Source organism: Cohnella xylanilytica (assembly GCF_014212175.1).
Lineage (GTDB): Bacteria > Bacillota > Bacilli > Paenibacillales > Paenibacillaceae > Cohnella > Cohnella xylanilytica.
Genome location: NZ_JACJVR010000118.1, coordinates 1 through 16,588 on the forward strand (window position 1 = coordinate 1; position 16,588 = coordinate 16,588).

The window sequence follows — 16,588 nt, forward strand, 5'->3', positions numbered from 1 at the left end:
GGCAGCAGCTTCTCCTTCATCGCCTTGAACGCCTCGCCTCCGCTCAGCTCGCTGCCGTCCTTGGCGGAACGGACCGGGTCGACGACGAGCCGGGACACGCCGTACCGCCGGAGCGCCGACGCCGCAGCTTCGACGATCGCCGCCGTCGGCAGCATGCCCGTCTTCGCCGCGTCGGCGCCGATGTCGCCGAGCACGCTGTCCAGCTGCGCCTCGACCATGTCCGGCGAGACGGCTTCGATCCTCTGCACGCCGAGGCTGTTCTGCGCGGTCAACGCCGTCACGGCGCTCATGCCGAAGACGCCGAGCTCCTGGAACGTCTTCAGGTCCGCCTGGATGCCTGCGCCGCCGCCGGAGTCGGAACCGGCGATCGTCAGCGCGCGCGGGGGCGGCGGTCCTTCGGCGACGCCCAGGCTGCGAGCGCTTCCGGACAGGCGCCGCTCGCGCTCGCTCATCGCGCAGCCTCCGCGTTCCCGAGTCGGACGAACCGGTCCGGCGCGAACGGCGCGAGCCGGGCGGGCGCGCTCCCGCCGCCCTCGCCCAGCCATTCGCCGACCGCGGCGGCGGTAACCGGGCTGAGCAGGATGCCGTTGCGGTAATGCCCCGTCGCCGCGAAGATGCGGGACCTCCCCGGCAGCGGGCCGAGCAGCGGCCAGCCGTCGAGCGTCGCCGGCCGCAGTCCGGCCCAGCGCCGATCCGGGACCGTTCCCGCGAGCGAAGGGAACATCCTTCCGCTCCACCGGACGAGCCGGCCGATGCCCGCATCGGTGACGCTGCGGTCGAAGCCGGAGACGTCCTCCGAAGCGCCGCACACGAGGCTGCCGTCCGCCTTCCGTACCCAATACGCCTGCGACGAGAAAACCATATGCCGAACGTCGACCGGAGGCGTCTCGTACGCGCAGATCTGCCCCCGGATCGGGTGCACGGGGACGGGAATGCCCAGCAGCGCCTCGTGCGTCCCGCTCCAGGCGCCCGCGCACCAGACGGCGGCGTCGGCGGCATAGGCGCCCGCCGCCGACGTCGCCACGCGCACGCCCTGCCCGTCGGCGTCCAGCGCGGCAACCTCGCCCGCGCGGGGCACAAGGCGCACGCCGAGGTTGCGGCAAGCCTGCTCCAGCGCCGACACCAGCTTGGGGGCGTGCACGTGGCTCTCCTCCGGGCAATAGAGCGCCGCGATGGCCCGCCCGTGCAGCGCGGGCTCGAGCCCGCGCAAGGCGTCGCCGTCCGCGTACTCGACGGCGCCGAACCGCCGCTGCCACGCCTCGCGCGTCCGCAGCGGCAGCAGGTCCGCTTCGTGCAAGGCCGCATGAAGGCTGCCGGTTCGCAGCCACTCGACCTTCCGGCCCGAAGCGTACTCCACCCGGCTCACCCACTCCGGGTAGAGCCGCAAGCTCTCGAGGCAGAGCCGGAAAAAAGCGTCCGGCCCCTCCCCGTTCTCGGAGTATGGAGCGAGCATGCCCGCCGCCGCGCCGGAGGCCTGGCCGCCGAACTCGCCGCGCTCCAGCACCGTCACGGCGAACCCGCGCGACGCGGCTTCGAAGGCGCTCGACAGCCCGATAATGCCCCCGCCGACGATGAGAACCGAAGCCGCGCTCATCGGGTCCGCCCTCCGGCGGCGGTACCGGTTGCCGCCTTGCCTTCATCCGGCGCACCGCCGCTTGCACTCCTGCCGGCCTCTGCCGCATCGCCGCTTGGACTCCGTTCGGTCCCCGCCGCATCGCTGCTCGCGCCCCGTCCGGTCCCCGCCGCATCGCCGCTCATGCCCCGTCCGGTCCCCGCCGCATCGCCGCTCGCGCCCCGTCCGGCTCCCGCCGCAACGCCTTCCCCGCTAGCCTCTCCGCCTTCCGCCGGCGCGCCGAACAGCCGGCCCTCCGGCTCGCTGCTCGCCGTCGCGTACCGCTTGCGCGGGATGCGGCCGGCCAGCCGGGACAGCCGGCCGGCTTCCAGCGCCAGCCGCATCGCCCTGGCCATCGCGATCGGGTCCCGCGCCTTGGCGACCGGCGTGTTCGCCAGCACGCCGTCCGCTCCCAGCTCCATCGCTTGCGCCGCGTCCGCCGCCGAGCCGAGTCCCGCGTCGACGATGACCGGCACGCGGGCGTCCTCGACGATCAGGCCGAGATGGTACGGGTTCAGAATGCCGAGCCCCGTCCCGATCGGAGAGCCGCCCGGCATGACCGCGCTCGCCCCGGCTTCCTCCAGCCTTTTGCACAGAATCGGGTCGTCCGAAGCGTAAGGAAGCACGACGAAGCCTTCCTTCGCCAGCCTCTCCGTCGCCCGCAGCGTCTCGATCGGATCGGGCAGCAGCGTGCGCGGGTTGGCGCTGATCTCCACCTTCACCCAGTTGCCCAGTCCGGCCTCCCGCGCCAGCCGAGCGATCCGGACCGCCTCGTCCGCGTTGCCCGCCCCGGACGTGTTCGGCAAGTAGATCAAGTCTCCCCGGTCCGCCAGGTGGAGAAGGATGGAGTCGTCCTCCACGCTCTCCAGATTGACCCGCCGGACGGCGAACGTGATCACCTGCGCGCCGGACGCTTCCAGCGCTCCGAGCATGACCGCCGGGCTCGGATAACGTCCCGTCCCCAGGAAAAAACGGGAGCGAAGCCTCGTCCCCCCGATCTCGAGAGCGTCAGCCGCATTGTCTTCGTGTGCCATGTCCTCTTCTCAGCCTCCTCCCACGAAATGAACGAATTCGATCCGGTCCCCTTCGGCGACCTCCGTCTCCGGCCAGGCGGCGCGGGGCACCACGACCCCGTTGCGCTCGGCCACGACCCGCTTCTCTCCCAGGCTCAGCTCCTCGGCCAGCCCGAGCAGCGTCGCGGCGGCGGTCGTCCCGGGCCGGCCGTTCAAGACGATCGAAGTCGCCGCCTGCCTCGCTCCATCGCTCTCGCCGCGGCCAAGCCCGCCGCCCCAGCGCCGCTCGATCCGCTCGCGCAAGTCGCGGCAGACCGCGGCCGGGTCGGGGCTGCCGACGACGGCCGACACCGCGCATAGCCGCTTCGCCCCGGCGGCCAGCACCTCGTCCGCGTTGCCCGGATGGATGCCCCCGATCGCGAATAACGGAATGCGAATCTCCGCCGCCGCTTCCGCGACGTAGGCCGTCGTGACCGCCGCGCGTCCCGGCTTCGTCCCGGTCGGGAACACGGGGCCTACTCCGATGTAATCGGCCCCCGCCTTCTCCGCCGCACGCGCCTGCGCGATCGAATGCGTCGAGATGCCGACGATCCTCTCCGGGCCGAGCATCCTCCTGGCGTCCTCGATCGGCAGATCGTCCTGCCCGAGATGCACCCCGTCGGCGTCCGACTCGAGGGCGATCCCCGGATGGTCGTTGACGATAAAAAGGACGCCGAGCCGCCTCGTCAATTCCCGCAGCGCGCGAGCCTTCTCCAGCAGCTCCGCCGGCGCCGCATCTTTATCCCGAAGCTGCACGATATCCGCGCCGCCCCGGATCGCCGCTTCCATGACGTCCAGCAGCTCCCGGCCGCGGTGATAATTTTCGCCGGTTATCACATACAGCTTGCAGTCGTTAATGCTCGTCACTCTTCTCGCTCCTTCCGTTGCCCCTCTCCGTCTCCGCCCGGTCCATCAGGTACTTCCGGCACAGCCCGACGGCTCTCCCGGCGTCAGCCGCGCCTTGGACGAGAACCCGGCCGTCTCCGAAAAGAACAAGCCGCTCGCCTTCCGGCACCGTCGCCCGGACCAGATAAGGGTTGCTCGCCGTCAGCTCGCAGCCTCGGGCGCGCAGCCGCTCCTCCCCTTGCCTCAGCGACAGCTCCCATCCGGTCGTCACCTGAATGGTGTCCCTGCCGCACAGAACGGTCGTCATCGGAGCGCCCGGGCCGTCTTCTGCAAAGCCAGGTTCGTCTCCTGCGGGTCCCCGATCGTCTCCTTCGTATCCAGGGTCGTCCCCGCCGCAGCCCGGCTCGGCGCCCGGCTCTATCCTCGGCTCCTGACTCCGGCAAGCTCCAACACCCGATGGCGCCCGCAGCGCGCCCTCGCCGCAATAAGGGCACTCCCTCCGCCCCCCGGGAAGCCCCGCTTCCCGCACGCGGAAATCCCACACGTCGGCCGTCAGCCAGGTGCGCCGCAGCGCCGAGCGGTTGCCCGTCAGCCATTTCAGCGCCTCGGCCGCCTGCAGCGACGCCGCGAACTCGACCGCCGGGTAAATAACCCCGGCCGTCTCGCACGTCCGCTCCGGCTCCGCGGCCTCCTCCCCGCCGATCAGACAGCGGAGGCACGCCGACTCACCCGGCACGAGCGCGGCGCCCGTCGCCTCGGAGCCGGTCACCCCGCCGTACAGCAGCGGGATTCCCTTCGCGAAGCACGCGTCGCTTAGCGCGATCCGCGTCCGGGCGTTGTCCGTCCCGTCGAGGACGAGCCCGACGCCTTCCAGCAGCGCATCCGCCGTGCGCGAATTCACTTCCGTCACGTACGGCTCGACGCGGACGGCGCCGTTGATTCGCCGCAGCCGGGCCGCCGCCGCGACGGCTTTCGGCAGCGCGGACCGCGCGTCCTCCTCGTCGAACAGCGATTGCCGCTGCAGGTTGCTCGGCTCGACGTAATCGCGGTCGGCGAGCTTCAGCGTGCCGACGCCAGCCCTCGCCATCTGCATGGCGAGCGACGAGCCGAGCGCTCCGACGCCGACGATGAGCACCGACGACTCGCGCAGCCGCCTCTGCCCTTCCGCGCCGATCGGGGCGAACCGGATTTGGCGGGAATATCTCTCCTCCGCAGCCTCCGTCTCGCGTTCCGCGGTCTCAGGCATAAAGATTGCTCCCCGCCGCCTTGAACGCTTCGGCCTTCTCTTTCATGCCGGCGTCGATCGCCTCGGCCGAATCGAGCCCCCGCTCCGACGCGTATTCGCGGATATCCTGCGTGATCCGCATGCTGCAGAACTTCGGCCCGCACATCGAGCAGAAATGGGCCGTCTTCGCCCCTTCCGCGGGCAGCGTCTCGTCGTGGTACGCCATCGCCCGCTCCGGATCGAGCGACAGATGGAACTGGTCGCGCCAGCGGAATTCGAAGCGCGCCTTGGACAGCGCGTCGTCCCGCACCCTCGCCCGCGGATGGCCTTTGGCCAGGTCGGCGGCGTGCGCGGCGATTTTGTAGGCGATGACGCCCTCCTTCACGTCCTCCCGGTTCGGCAGCCCGAGATGCTCCTTCGGGGTGACGTAGCACAGCATCGCCGTCCCGAACCAGCCGATCATCGCCGCGCCGATCGCGCTCGTCAGATGGTCGTAGCCCGGCGCGATATCGGTCGTCAGCGGCCCGAGCGTGTAGAACGGGGCTTCCTTGCACACCTCCATTTGCCGATCGACGTTCTCCTTGATCAGGTGCATCGGGACGTGGCCCGGTCCTTCGATCATCACCTGCACGTCATGCTTCCAGGCGATGTCCGTCAGCTCGCCGAGCGTGTCGAGCTCCGCGAACTGCGCTTCGTCGTTGGCGTCGGCGATCGAGCCCGGCCGGAGGCCGTCCCCGAGCGAGAACGTCACGTCGTACGCCTTCATAATCTCGCAGATCTCCTCGAAATGCGTGTACAGGAAATTCTCCTTGTGGTGGGCAAGACACCAGGCCGCCATGATCGAGCCGCCGCGGGAGACGATACCCGTGACCCTCTTGGCCGTGAGCGGAATGTACCGCAGCAGCACGCCGGCATGAATGGTGAAGTAGTCGACGCCCTGCTCGGCCTGTTCGATCAGCGTATCCCGGAACACCTCCCAGCTCAGCTCCTCCGCTTTGCCGCCGACCTTCTCGAGCGCCTGGTAGATCGGCACCGTCCCGACGGGAACGGGCGAGTTGCGGACGATCCATTCTCTCGTCGTGTGGATGTTTTTGCCGGTCGAGAGGTCCATGATCGTGTCGGCCCCCCACCGGGTCGCCCACGTCATCTTCTCCACTTCCTCGTCGATGGAGGAAGCGACGGCCGAATTGCCGATATTCGCGTTAATCTTCACGTGAAAATGACGGCCGATAATCATCGGTTCGCTCTCCGGATGATTGACGTTGGCCGGAATGACCGCCCTTCCGGCGGCCACCTCCTCGCGCACGAACTCCGGGTTCATCCCTTCGCGGATGGCGATGAACTCCATCTCCGGCGTGACGATCCCCTTGCGCGCGTAATGCAGCTGCGTCACGTTGCGCCCGCTTTTCGCCCGGCGGGGAAGGCGCTTCAGCCCGGGGAACGTTTCCGCTCCTTTTCTGCCGGCGCTCTCCTCTGTCGCGAACCCGTTGTCCTCGGGCTTCACCTCGCGTCCCTCGTACGTCTCCGTATCGTCCCGTTCGGCAATCCAGCTCTCGCGCAAGCCGGGCAGCCCCCGGCGAATGTCGGCTTCGTAGGTCTCGTCCGTATAAGGCCCGCTCGAGTCGTAGACGCGTACGGGCTCGTTCGGCGTCTCGCGGCCGCTTCGGTCGCGGCTCGCTTCCAGCGCGATCTCGCGCATCGGCACGAGAATGTCGGGACGGGAACCGGAGATGTACGTTTTGCGGCTTCCGGGCAGCGGCGTCGTCAAAATAGGCATAAGAAAAGACCTCCAAAGGGGAAATTGGAATCTCCCTAGGAGGCCGCGATCGGACGAGGACGTAGACGGGTCGGCGAAAATCGTTCGAGCGCGCTCGCGCAGGAAGCGCGGCGGGAAGATCGGCTGAGACGGGCCTTGCGGGCCGACGTTCGTTCCCATTCCGCCGGATTGCCCGCGGCGGCCGGGTCGCCGGCTTCGATCGCCGCTTCGCCCATACCCCCGCCGGACTCATCCGACGCCGACCGTTATCTCCCGCCCCGCTCCGGACCGAACGGCATGATGCCGGCGGCCGAGCTTGCGCATTTCCCGGCTGAACGCCGGACGATTGATTCGCCGTTTCTCCGACGGGTGCGGCAGATTCCGGCCGCCCCATCGAAAAAAAGCCGCCCCCGGAAGGAGCGGCTGAATGTGTCGATAGATCAGGCACGATCGCAAGGACCGGGTGCCGCGTATTCCCGAGCCGGGGCGTGTCGCCAGAAGCCGATTCGATGGCTTCCGCTTCTTGCCGCCGTTCGAGACGCGAGTTCCCTCTGCGTTCCTTGTACGCGCCTATGTACGCACATTGTCCACTTTCCTACGCTGGCATGACCCAGATCAGGTTCTAAGGGACCAAGGCGGTGTCGCCTTATCTCAGCCCTTGCGGGCGCCCCTAGTGGAAATTCCTAACCATCACTGTACACTCCGAGGAAGAAGCTGTCAACCTTCGTTTTTCCGCTGGCCTTACTTTTTCCCGGCACATCCGTTTATCCCATTCGCTCAGGGCAGGTCCGCTCAGACAGGTCCGCTCAGACAGGTCCGCTCAGGCAGGTCCGTTCAGCCAGCCTCTTTGCCCACCGTCCCTCTGCCCATTCCAATCCTCCCGCCATTCCGCGCTTAGTAATTCGCCTTTCCTCGTCACAGGCCATTATCCCCTCCGTTCAGGGATCCGCTCTCCCTTCGCTTCGCACACCGTATATTTCCTTCACCTCGGTACCTCCCACTATCCCTTCCGTTCAGGACAGTCCTCGCATGCCTGGAAAAGAAAGGAACATCCATGTCGAACTCACTCGCCTGGAAGGAGCCTATGAATAGATTCCATTCTTCACCCTAACATCCCAATATCCCCTTCGCTCAGAACCGTCCACCCCGCATATAAATTCGTAATTCAGCTGTTAGCTTCTATCTCCACAAACATTTGGGGAAACTTGGATACCCCCGCTTATTCTCGCCCCTGAGACAGAGGGATAGGGGGATGTACCCGCTTGTTCCCTTCTCCTGAGCCGGAGGGATAAGGGCATGTCCTCGCTTGTTCCCTTCCCCTGAGCCAGAGGGATAGGGGGATGTCTTCGCAGTTCCCATCCCCTGAGCCGGAGGGATAGGGGTATGTCTTCTCAGTTCCCATCCCCTAAGCCGGAGGGATAGGGGTATGTCTTCTCAGTTCCCATCCCCTGAGCTAGAGGGATAGGGGTATGTCCTCGCTTGTTCCCTTCCCCTGAGCCGGTGGGATAGTGGTATCTCTCCGCTTGTTCCCCTTCCCTGAGCTAGTGGGATTGTGGCATGTCTTCGCTTCTTCCCCTCCCCTGAGTCGATGGGATAGTGGCATGACCCCGATTTTTCTCGATTACTGAACAGATGGGATAGTGATAGGAGGAGACAAAAAGAGGAACCCTCCAACCGGAGAGTTCCTGAGATGTGCTGTTTGAAGAAGCTGTGAGCGGCTTAGGCCTTGCGGCGGCGAAGAAGGGCGACGAGGAGGGCCAGCACGCCGGCGGCGAGGCCCGCGATCGCGAGTCCGAGCGTCAGCGGGTCGCGGCCATCGGATTCGTCGGCCGGGGAGGCGGCCGCAGAAGAGGCTCCGTGACCGTCTCCGCCGGCTACTGCGGCGGTGACCGTCGTGACGGAGGCCGGCGTGTCGGCGTCGGGCGCGCCGGTCCAGTCGACGACGCTGCCGTCGGAGTAGGTCTGGTGAGCTTTCCAGGACAGCTCCTTGGCGTCGTCCGCGACTTTGCCCTGGAAGTTGAATTGGCCGAACTCGTCGGCGCCGAGCCCGTTTCCTTCCGCTTTCCAGGTGAAGGAAGTGATTTTGCCGTCGGCGTTTTTCTCGGTCTCGTACGTCCAGCCGGCCTTCGGCTCGAAGCGGCTCACTTCCACTCCGTCGGGAACTTCTACCTTCACCTGAGTCGTCGCCGCCTCCTTCTCGGAAGGCACGCGAAGCGTGAAGACTTGATAAGAGCCCGCCGGCACTTCCTTCGGCTGCACCGTGACGTGCGCGCTGGCAACACCTGCGAAGCCCAGCGCCAGGAATAGCACGAGCATAATCGATACGCTTTTTTTCATGAGAACATCAACCGACCTTTCGGAATTCGATTCGAGATGTTCCCAGTATAGACTTGCGCGGAGCCGCCCGCATGACTAGAAAGGGCTAGCGAGCCTCCGAATCGGTGACAATTTTGCAAAAACAATCGGGTTACTCGGGATCGACCATCCCGCGTTCGTAAGCGTACCGGGTCAGTTGGACGCGGTTGTCCAGGTGCAGCTTCTGCAAAATGTTCTTGAGATGGTTCTTGACGGTATGCTCCGACAAGCCGAGCTCCGACGCGATCTCGCGGTTTTTCCGGCCGCGGGCGACCTCCTGCAAGATCTGCTTCTCGCGCTGCGTCAATCCTTCGCGATAGAGCCCATCGTCCTGCTCGTGTGCGGGAGAGGAACGGCCCTTAAGCGCGGATTCGCTCCCTTGGGAACGAGCGGCAAACTCGCGCAGGATGGACAGCGCGAGATCCGGATTGAGCGGCGCCTCGTCGTAGGCGATCGCCCGCAAATATTCGCGCCAGGCGGAAGGATTGAGGTTTTTGAGCAGATAGCCTTGGGCGCCCTTCTTCAGCGCTTCGAACAGATGCGCGGGATCGTCGGAGACGGTGACGATGACGATCTTCACCTCGGGATAGGCGCTCTTGATCGCTTTGGCCGCCTCGAGCCCTCCCATGCCGGGCATGGAGATGTCCATCAGGATCAGCTCAGGGGCGGCCCGCTGCATGAGTTCGAGCGCCTCTTCCCCGCTCGCCGCCTCGGCCACGACGGCGAAGTCGTCCCCCTCGGAGACGATCTCCCTCATCCCCTGGCGGGCGTGCTTATGGTCGTCGACCAGCATGACCCGGAACGGTTGGTTCATGCGTCCCTCTTCCCTTCCTTCGTCAATTCCACGACGGTGCGGCGTCCCCGGCGTTCCGCCGCGAACGTCCAGCCCATGCGCCGGGCGCGGTCCCGGACCATCCGCAGGCCGAACCGGCCCGGCGACGCCAGCGGATCGCCCGGGAAGCCGACGCCGTCGTCCTCGACGGCGCAGCGGAAGCCGCCTTGCGGCGTCGGCTCCCCGACGACGAGCACCTCGCTCGCCTTGGCGTGCTTGCGCACGTTGACAAGCGCTTCGCGGAGGCAAGCGTGCAGCTCGACCTTCTCCTTGTTGGTCAAGCCGTCGTCGGGGATGCTCCAGCGGAATTCGGCCTTCGCTTCGAGAACGCCCGCCGTCTCGCCGAGCAGCTGGCGAAGCGGCACGACCCAAGCGGCCTCCTCCGCGGACGGAGGCTGCTGCAGATTGGCGATCGCCTGCCGGACGTCGTCGTTCACGTCGCGGACGGTCTGCCTGAGCTCGGCGGCCAGCTTGCGCACCGGCTCGTCCGACGCCGTCCGGTCAAGCTGGTCCAGCTTGACCGCAAGCAGGAACAACGACTGGGCGATGCCGTCGTGCAGCACCCTCGCGAGCCGCTCCCTCTCTTCGAGAGCGGCGTTGGTCGTTTTCTCGCGTCGGAGAGCTTCCTGCGACTCCTCGAGGCGGCGGAACAGGCCGGGCACGAGGGCTAGGGTGACGGCCAGCACGATGAACGGAGCGAGGAAGTTGCCGAGCTCCATCGTCATGTACGGGAGCAGAAAAGCATGGCGGATATACTCCCACAGCCCGATGGTGATCGTCGGAATCCATAGGATAAGCCATTTGATCCTTCGGTCGCGATTGCGCATGCGAATCCTTCACCTTTCGTCCTCGGCGGGAGGCGCGAAGCAAGACCCGCCAACCGGTCAATAAATCCGGAAGGTCGTCGACTTCACGAGTTCGTTGTCTTTGGAATCCGTCACCCGGATTTGCGCTTCCCACTTGCCCGCGAACGGCAAATACGGTCCTTGGGCCTTGTAGGTCGCCTTCACGAATTCGGGGAAGTCGTCGATCTCGTCGTCCTGGTAAGGCTCGAGCGGCACTTCGATGAAGCCGACGTCCTTGCGGTCGATCGGCTGCAGGCGAAGCACCGTCTTCTTCGGCATCCCCGTCTTCTCGGGCAGCCATACCTTCAGCGTGACGGCGTTGTCTCCCGGAGCGTTGGGCGTAATGCGCAGCGTCAGGTGCATGTCGGTGCCCATCTCGTGATAATGGAGCGGCTCGTTCGCGGGCAGCGGGTTCTGATAGGTCAGAATGCCGACGACGAAAACGATGGCCGCGAGCAGCCCGACGTCCGCCCGCAGCATGGCGCCGTGCGGAAGGTTCCCTTTGCGCAGACGCAGCCGGATGAGGAACGCGGTCACGACGACGAGCAGCGTCAAGGCCGCCTTGGCGAGCAGCCACGTGCCCCAGGCGGTGTACAGCAAGTAGCCGAGCGACGGCAGGAAGACGAACGTGCTCAGCACCCCGGTCGCCCAGAGCAAAATGAAGGAGAGAAGCGCCCATCTGGAGAAAAGCATCGCGAATCTCCCCGCCTCGGGCCTCTCCTTCCGCCAGACGAGCAGCAGCAGCACGAGACCGCCGGCCCATAGCGACGCCGCTGCCAAGTGGGCGAAGTCGAGCGCCACGGCGTAGGAGATCGGATCAAAAGCCGCGGCGTGCCCGTTCCAGGCTTCCACGAACAGCGCCACCGCCGCCCAGAACAGGCGAGCCGACAGCCCGAGCCCGCGAAGAAGAGGAGCGGCCAGCGCCAGCAGAAGGCCGGCCGCGTACAGCTTGCCGACCGTCGTCTGGGTCAGGATGCGCCCCCATTCCGAGAGCGGCTCTCCTTGAGCCAGGTTCTGCAGGCTGAGCGCCGTGTAGGCGAGCGTCGCGCACAGGGCGAACTTGCCGGCGAAGCCGATCGCCGCCTCGCGGGCGTCGCGGACGGCCGGAGCGGCGCTTCGCTGCAAGCTCCAGAGGATCAGCCCGACGAGGCCGAGCAGGCCGGCGTAGTAAACGATGCGGGAAGCGTACAGCAGGAACGACTGCGTCGTCAGGTCGTTCGCGCCGCCGTGCTCGTGGCCGGAATGCCCGATCTGCTCGTGCGGATCGAGGCTGCCCGAGTCCGGAAGCCCCGGCGGGTTGCCGACCGTGAACACGTAGGCTCCCGATACCGGGTGGCCGTCCGCGGAGATGACTTCGTAGGAGACCGTGTAGTGGTCTTCCTTCAGCTTGGGCAATGCCAGTCTAAGGCCTTTGCCCTGCTCGATCCGCTCCGCCTTCGCGCTCGTCACCGAGCGGGAGGAGCTGTCGAGCACGCGCAGCTTGTTGCTCGCCGAAGAGTCGAGCCTCTCGTTGAACAGGACTTCGACGTAAGACGGGCTCTCCTGCAGGCGGTCGTCCTGGGCGGGAGTCGCCCGCTCCAGGACGGCGTGGGCGCTGGCCGCTCCCGGCGCTAGCGCCAGAAGCAGCAGAAGCGCCGCCAGCAGCGGCGCGGCATATCGGGCGATCCGCGGCCGGGAGGCGCGCGGACGAAGGGTGGCGAGACGGGTAGACATGATCTCTATCGAAACCTCCTTGAGCTTGCCGTTTCCGTAAAAATGCGGCTCTTCTAAGGCGATCGGGAACGGATCGCTCCCGGAATCTGGAAATGGACCGCATTCGCTCCTCCCATCGTATCGCGAACCGGGGTCTCGTTCAACTGCGGCGGGGGACGATCCCGTGAACAATCGATGGACAATAAGGCCGCGGCGGGGCGGCTTGGAAAGTATCGCCCATAAACGACAAAAAACCGCCTTGGGCCCCCTAAGAGCCATGCGGCGGTTTGTTCGTTCGCGAATCCGGCAAAGAAGCCCTCTTTTGCTCACGCGTTCCCTTCCAGCTTGGCCTGCCGAATGTCCGGCCACCATTCCCCGGCCTCGTACGGCCGTCCCCGCGCGTCGCTCCACGCGTACGTCCAGCCGCGCAGAGACGGATCGTCCGCGTCCGCGATCCAGACCCGTTCGTAATCGTTGTCCTCTTCGATTCCGGCGAACTGCTCGTATTCGTCCGCGACGGCGAGGCCTTCGCGGTCGATGTCGAACCATATGCCCCGGACGAAGCCTTCCGGGGCCAGGCGGCCCGGCACGAGCGCCGGGTACTCCCCGACGTCGACCAGCCTTCCCCGGACCCTTCCCGGTCGGGCTCCCGGCTTGACGTAAGCCCGAATCAATCCGTGCTGCTTGAACTGCGGAAGCAGCGTGCCGTATACGAACAAATTCACGTTATCCCCCCGAAGCCGCCGCCGACATCTCGCTCAATTCCTTGCCGAACAAATGCACGAACCTCTCCGGCCCTACCGGCCGGGAGAAATAATAGCCTTGCGCCTGCTTGCAGCGCTGCTCGCGAAGGAAGGCGACCTGGCCCTCGTTCTCGACGCCTTCGGCCGTGACGGCGAGGTTCAGGTTCCGCGCCATCGCGGATATGCCCGACACGATCGCCGCGTCGTTGCGGTCGTGCAGGACGTCGCTGACGAAGGAACGGTCGATCTTCAGCTTGTCGATGGGGAACCTCTTCAAGTAGTGGAGCGAGCTGTAGCCCGTTCCGAAGTCGTCGATGCTGATATGGACGCCGAGCCCCTTCAGCCGCTCCAGCATGTCGGCGGCGTAGTCCGCGTCCGCCATGATGCTCTCGGTAATCTCCAGATCGAGCCACCTTGGCGCGAGCCCGGTCTCGGCCAGCACGTCGCGAATCCGTTCGCACAGATCGTGCTGGCGGAACTGCCGGATCGACAGGTTCACCGAGAGGACGAGCGGACGATGGCCTTCCGCTTGCCATTCGGCCGCTTGGCGGCAAGCGGTGCGCAGCACCCATTCCCCGAGCGGCAGGATAAACCCGGTCTCCTCGCAGAGGGGAATGAATTCGGAGGGCGGAATAAGCCCGCGCTCCGGATGATTCCAGCGAACCAGCGCCTCGGCTCCGACGAGCTCGCCGAGCTCCAGATCGACGAGCGGCTGGTACTCCAGCTTGAACTGCCCGGCTTCGAGCGCCAGCCGCAGCTCGTTCTCGAGCTGGAGCCTCTCCTTCGCCTTCCCGTTCATGTCGGGCGCGTATTTGCGCCACGAGTTCCGCACTTCCTTCGCGCCGTACATCGCCGTGTCGGCGTTCTGCAGCAGCTGCTCCAGCGTCTCCCCGTCGCCCGGATACTGCACGACGCCGATGCTGACGGTGAGGTGATAAAGGGAGGAGCCGATCCGGATGGGGGCCTCGAACCTCTCGAGCAGCTGCTGGGCGCGTCTCTCCGCTTCCGATTCGTCCGCCAGCTCGTGCAGCAGCACCGTGAACTCGTCTCCGCCCATCCGGAATACGTCGCCCCGCCCGGACCGGAAATCCTGCAGCCTTCGGGCCACCTCCACGAGAACGCGGTCTCCGAAGGAATGCCCCATCGAATCGTTGATCGTCTTGAACCGGTCGACATCGAGCCACAGCAGGGCGAACCGGCCGTTCCCCTCGCCCTCGCCGCCTCGCATCATGGCGACGAGCTTCTCCGAGAGCAGGCGACGGTTCGGAAGACCCGTCAGCTCGTCGTGATAGGCCATATAGCGAATGCGGGACTCGGCTTTTTTCTGCCTCTTGTACGGCTCTTCGATCAGGACGAAGTAGATTCCTTTAAGCAAAAAGTAGTAGCCGGGCAGCTTGTACGCCTCGGCCAGAAGCCCGCCGGTGTCACTCAGCCCCGTGCCGAGCGACTGCTCCAGCTTGGCCGCGAACAGCCAGACGAGCGCCTGGACGATGGTGAGCATCGCTTGAGGCCGCTCCTTGCGGTTGCGGTACAGGATGGTCGCGGCCGCGGCGGCGTAAAGCAGCAGCACGACGGCGGATTGGACCGCGCGGTACGGCTCCAGCGATTGCGGCTTCAGCCCCTCCGCGCCGAAGGCGAACGCCGCCGCGCCCGCCGCGACGGCCGCGATCGCGACGCCGGCATAGCGTCTTGCGCCCGGCTTGACGGACCGATTCGGAACCGACATGATCAGGAGCAGGCCGGCGGCGCCAAGCCCTTGCGAGATCCATTGCAGCAGCAGCGAGCGGGCTTCTCCCGCCGCCTCGTCGTAGAGGGGCATGCCCGGCAGGCTGAAGGCGTGCATGAGGTCGAGGATGCCGACGCAAGCGAACAGCGCGGCGGTGGACAGCCGGTGCCGGCATAAGGTCGGGACGAAGACCATCCACCCCAGGACGAGCAAGGCGAGACATAACCCGAAGGCGGCGGATTCCAGCGACAAATGGGCGACCAAGCCGGCATGCTCGCTCAGCCGAAGCGACTTGTGGCCGCCGAGCCAACCGAGAACCACGAACGTCGCTCCGGCGACCGCGACGGTCCCGATCGTCTTCACCTCGGCCCGGTTGATCGGCCGTTCCGGCTCTCCCGTACGAATCAAGCTCACGATCCGCCCCCCCTATCCCGTGAAGTTGGATAATTATGGTTTGCGTTTATTCTTGATTCCACAAAATCGCCGTTTACTCCTTTTTTTTATTTGGAAAAAGCGGCTCATCTAACGGTCGTGCAAGATAGCTCGGGTTCTCGGGAACCGGCGCCACGAGAAAATACCCGATCTAGCCTCGCTCGCGTAGCAAATTATGCCCCCGTCGACAACGGGCGGATCTCGTACCCGTGGGCTTCAAGCCCGCGGCGCAGGGCGAGCGCGAACGCCGCCGCTCCGGGCGTGTCCCCGTGCAGGCAGACGGTCCGTGCCGTCACACGGGCCGTGCCCCCGTCCAGCGCCCGGACCTCGCCCGCTCGCAGCAGGCTCAGCGTCTGCTCCAGCGCTTCGTCCGGGCTCGCCAGGACGGACCCGGCCAGCCGCCGCGGGGCAAGGCTGCCATCGGCGAGATAGGCCCGGTCGGCGAAGCCTTCGGGCACGGGGCGCAGCCCCGCCGCTTCCGCCGCGAGCAGCAGCTCGCTGCCGGCCGGGCCGACGACGGCGAGCCCCGGTCCCAGCGCGCGGACGGCGCTAGCGACGGCCTCCGCCAGGTCCCGGCGGCGGGAGGCCATGTGGTACAGCGCGCCGTGCGGCTTCACGTGGGCGAGCCGGCCTCCGGCGGCGCGCACGAACGCTTCGAGCGCGCCGATCTGATAGAGGACGCAGTCCTCGATCTCCGAAGCGGTCGCGTCCAGCTCCCGGCGGCCGAAGCCGGGGAGATCGGGGAGCCCGGGATGGGCTCCGATCGCGACGCCGCGGGCGAGGCACGCCTCTACCGTGCGGCGCATGATAGAGGGATCGCCGGCATGGAAGCCGCAGGCGACGTTGGCGGAGCTGACTGCGTCCAGCAGCGCTTCGTCGTCGGCCACCCGGTACGGGCCGAACCCTTCGCCGACGTCGACGTTCAGGTCGACATAGCGGGCGGTTTCATTTTGTTCCATAAGGCTGCCTCCTTCATTCAAGCAAACCAACGGAGACGAATCGCCGCCGCCAGCTGCGAGTGCCGGCGTTCGTTTTCGCGATACGCTTCCAGGGCTTCTTCCAGACCGATCGGCTCGAAGCGCAATTTGTCGCCGGGCCTCAGTTGCGCCAGCAGGTCCAGGTCCGCCTTCGCGACGTGGGCGATGACGGGATAGCCGCCCGTCGGCTGGCAATCCGCGGCCAGCACGATGGGCTGGCCGTCCGCAGGCACCTGCACGGCGCCCGGCGCGACGCCGTGCGACAAGAGCTCCCCTTGCCGCTCCGCCGGCAAGGGAGGGCCTTGCAGCCGGAGCCCCATCCGGTCGGACGCCGGCTGCACGACGTATTCGCTCGCGGCGAAGAGCCGCCGCGTGCCGTCCGCGAAGCGCTCCGCGCCGACGCCCGGCAGCGCCCGCAGCGCGGCCGCGCTTCCCGGCGGAGGCAGCGACGCGACTCTCGCCGCCTCCGCGAACGCGGACGGCGCCGCCCAGGCC

Annotated in this window: 13 protein-coding genes, 1 pseudogene and 1 riboswitch; all 14 genes and pseudogenes read right to left on the minus strand. The window is 66.6% G+C overall.

Features of this window, described 5'->3' with window-relative positions:
* A partial coding sequence (locus tag H7B90_RS27795; RefSeq protein WP_185139163.1) for a bifunctional hydroxymethylpyrimidine kinase/phosphomethylpyrimidine kinase occupies positions 1–452 on the minus strand: 452 nt, incomplete at its 3' end.
* Positions 449–1,594, minus strand: coding sequence for a glycine oxidase ThiO (thiO, locus tag H7B90_RS27800; RefSeq protein ID WP_185139164.1), 1,146 nt, complete (start codon positions 1,592–1,594; stop codon positions 449–451). The genes thiO and H7B90_RS27795, both read right to left, overlap by 4 nt.
* A gap of 281 nt (positions 1,595–1,875) precedes the next feature.
* Positions 1,876–2,646: pseudogene (locus H7B90_RS27805) on the minus strand (thiazole synthase); the annotation flags it as partial.
* A 9-nt stretch (positions 2,647–2,655) separates the two neighbouring features.
* Positions 2,656–3,531 carry a thiamine phosphate synthase gene (gene thiE, locus H7B90_RS27810; RefSeq protein WP_246578672.1) on the minus strand — a complete coding sequence of 292 codons (876 nt, stop codon included), beginning with the start codon at positions 3,529–3,531 and terminating at the stop codon, positions 2,656–2,658.
* Positions 3,518–4,756, minus strand: a complete 1,239-nt coding sequence (locus H7B90_RS27815; RefSeq protein WP_185139166.1) for a ThiF family adenylyltransferase — start codon at positions 4,754–4,756, stop codon at positions 3,518–3,520. Before H7B90_RS27815 ends, thiE begins: the two co-directional genes overlap by 14 nt.
* Positions 4,749–6,512 (minus strand): phosphomethylpyrimidine synthase ThiC, encoded by a 1,764-nt coding sequence (thiC, locus tag H7B90_RS27820; protein WP_185139167.1) that lies wholly within the window; start codon positions 6,510–6,512, stop codon positions 4,749–4,751. Before thiC ends, H7B90_RS27815 begins: the two co-directional genes overlap by 8 nt.
* A gap of 554 nt (positions 6,513–7,066) precedes the next feature.
* Positions 7,067–7,173, minus strand: a riboswitch (TPP riboswitch).
* 1,037 nt (positions 7,174–8,210) lie between these two features.
* Positions 8,211–8,828, minus strand: a complete 618-nt coding sequence (locus H7B90_RS27825) for a YcnI family copper-binding membrane protein (RefSeq protein WP_185139168.1) — start codon at positions 8,826–8,828, stop codon at positions 8,211–8,213.
* 130 nt (positions 8,829–8,958) lie between these two features.
* The gene (locus H7B90_RS27830; protein WP_185139169.1) at positions 8,959–9,660 is read right to left on the minus strand and encodes a response regulator; all 702 of its coding nucleotides are present in this window, start codon (positions 9,658–9,660) and stop codon (positions 8,959–8,961) included.
* Positions 9,657–10,505, minus strand: a complete 849-nt coding sequence (locus tag H7B90_RS27835; RefSeq protein ID WP_185139170.1) for a sensor histidine kinase — start codon at positions 10,503–10,505, stop codon at positions 9,657–9,659. Before H7B90_RS27835 ends, H7B90_RS27830 begins: the two co-directional genes overlap by 4 nt.
* 57 nt (positions 10,506–10,562) lie before the next feature.
* The gene (locus H7B90_RS27840) at positions 10,563–12,236 is read right to left on the minus strand and encodes a copper resistance CopC/CopD family protein (protein WP_185139171.1); all 1,674 of its coding nucleotides are present in this window, start codon (positions 12,234–12,236) and stop codon (positions 10,563–10,565) included.
* A 305-nt stretch (positions 12,237–12,541) separates the two neighbouring features.
* Positions 12,542–12,940 (minus strand): gamma-glutamylcyclotransferase family protein, encoded by a 399-nt coding sequence (locus H7B90_RS27845; RefSeq protein WP_185139172.1) that lies wholly within the window; start codon positions 12,938–12,940, stop codon positions 12,542–12,544.
* Position 12,941: 1 nt separating this feature from the next.
* Positions 12,942–15,098, minus strand: a complete 2,157-nt coding sequence (locus H7B90_RS27850; RefSeq protein ID WP_185139173.1) for a putative bifunctional diguanylate cyclase/phosphodiesterase — start codon at positions 15,096–15,098, stop codon at positions 12,942–12,944.
* Between the two features lie 191 nt (positions 15,099–15,289).
* Entirely contained in the window at positions 15,290–16,075 is a 786-nt protein-coding gene (locus tag H7B90_RS27855; RefSeq protein ID WP_185139174.1) for a LamB/YcsF family protein, read from the minus strand.
* A gap of 17 nt (positions 16,076–16,092) precedes the next feature.
* Positions 16,093–16,588: 5-oxoprolinase subunit C family protein (locus H7B90_RS27860; RefSeq protein WP_512699121.1), on the minus strand; the 496-nt coding region annotated here is incomplete at its 5' end.

Coding starts and splice junctions, on each gene's coding strand:
- thiO (WP_185139164.1), bottom strand. CDS start 1,594: ATGAGCGCGGCTTCGGTTCTCATCGTCGGCGGGGGCATTATCGGGCTG.
- H7B90_RS27815 (WP_185139166.1), bottom strand. CDS start 4,756: ATGCCTGAGACCGCGGAACGCGAGACGGAGGCTGCGGAGGAGAGATAT.
- thiC (WP_185139167.1), bottom strand. CDS start 6,512: ATGCCTATTTTGACGACGCCGCTGCCCGGAAGCCGCAAAACGTACATC.
- H7B90_RS27825 (WP_185139168.1), bottom strand. CDS start 8,828: ATGAAAAAAAGCGTATCGATTATGCTCGTGCTATTCCTGGCGCTGGGC.
- H7B90_RS27830 (WP_185139169.1), bottom strand. CDS start 9,660: ATGAACCAACCGTTCCGGGTCATGCTGGTCGACGACCATAAGCACGCC.
- H7B90_RS27835 (WP_185139170.1), bottom strand. CDS start 10,505: ATGCGCAATCGCGACCGAAGGATCAAATGGCTTATCCTATGGATTCCG.
- H7B90_RS27840 (WP_185139171.1), bottom strand. CDS start 12,236: ATGTCTACCCGTCTCGCCACCCTTCGTCCGCGCGCCTCCCGGCCGCGG.
- H7B90_RS27855 (WP_185139174.1), bottom strand. CDS start 16,075: ATGGAACAAAATGAAACCGCCCGCTATGTCGACCTGAACGTCGACGTC.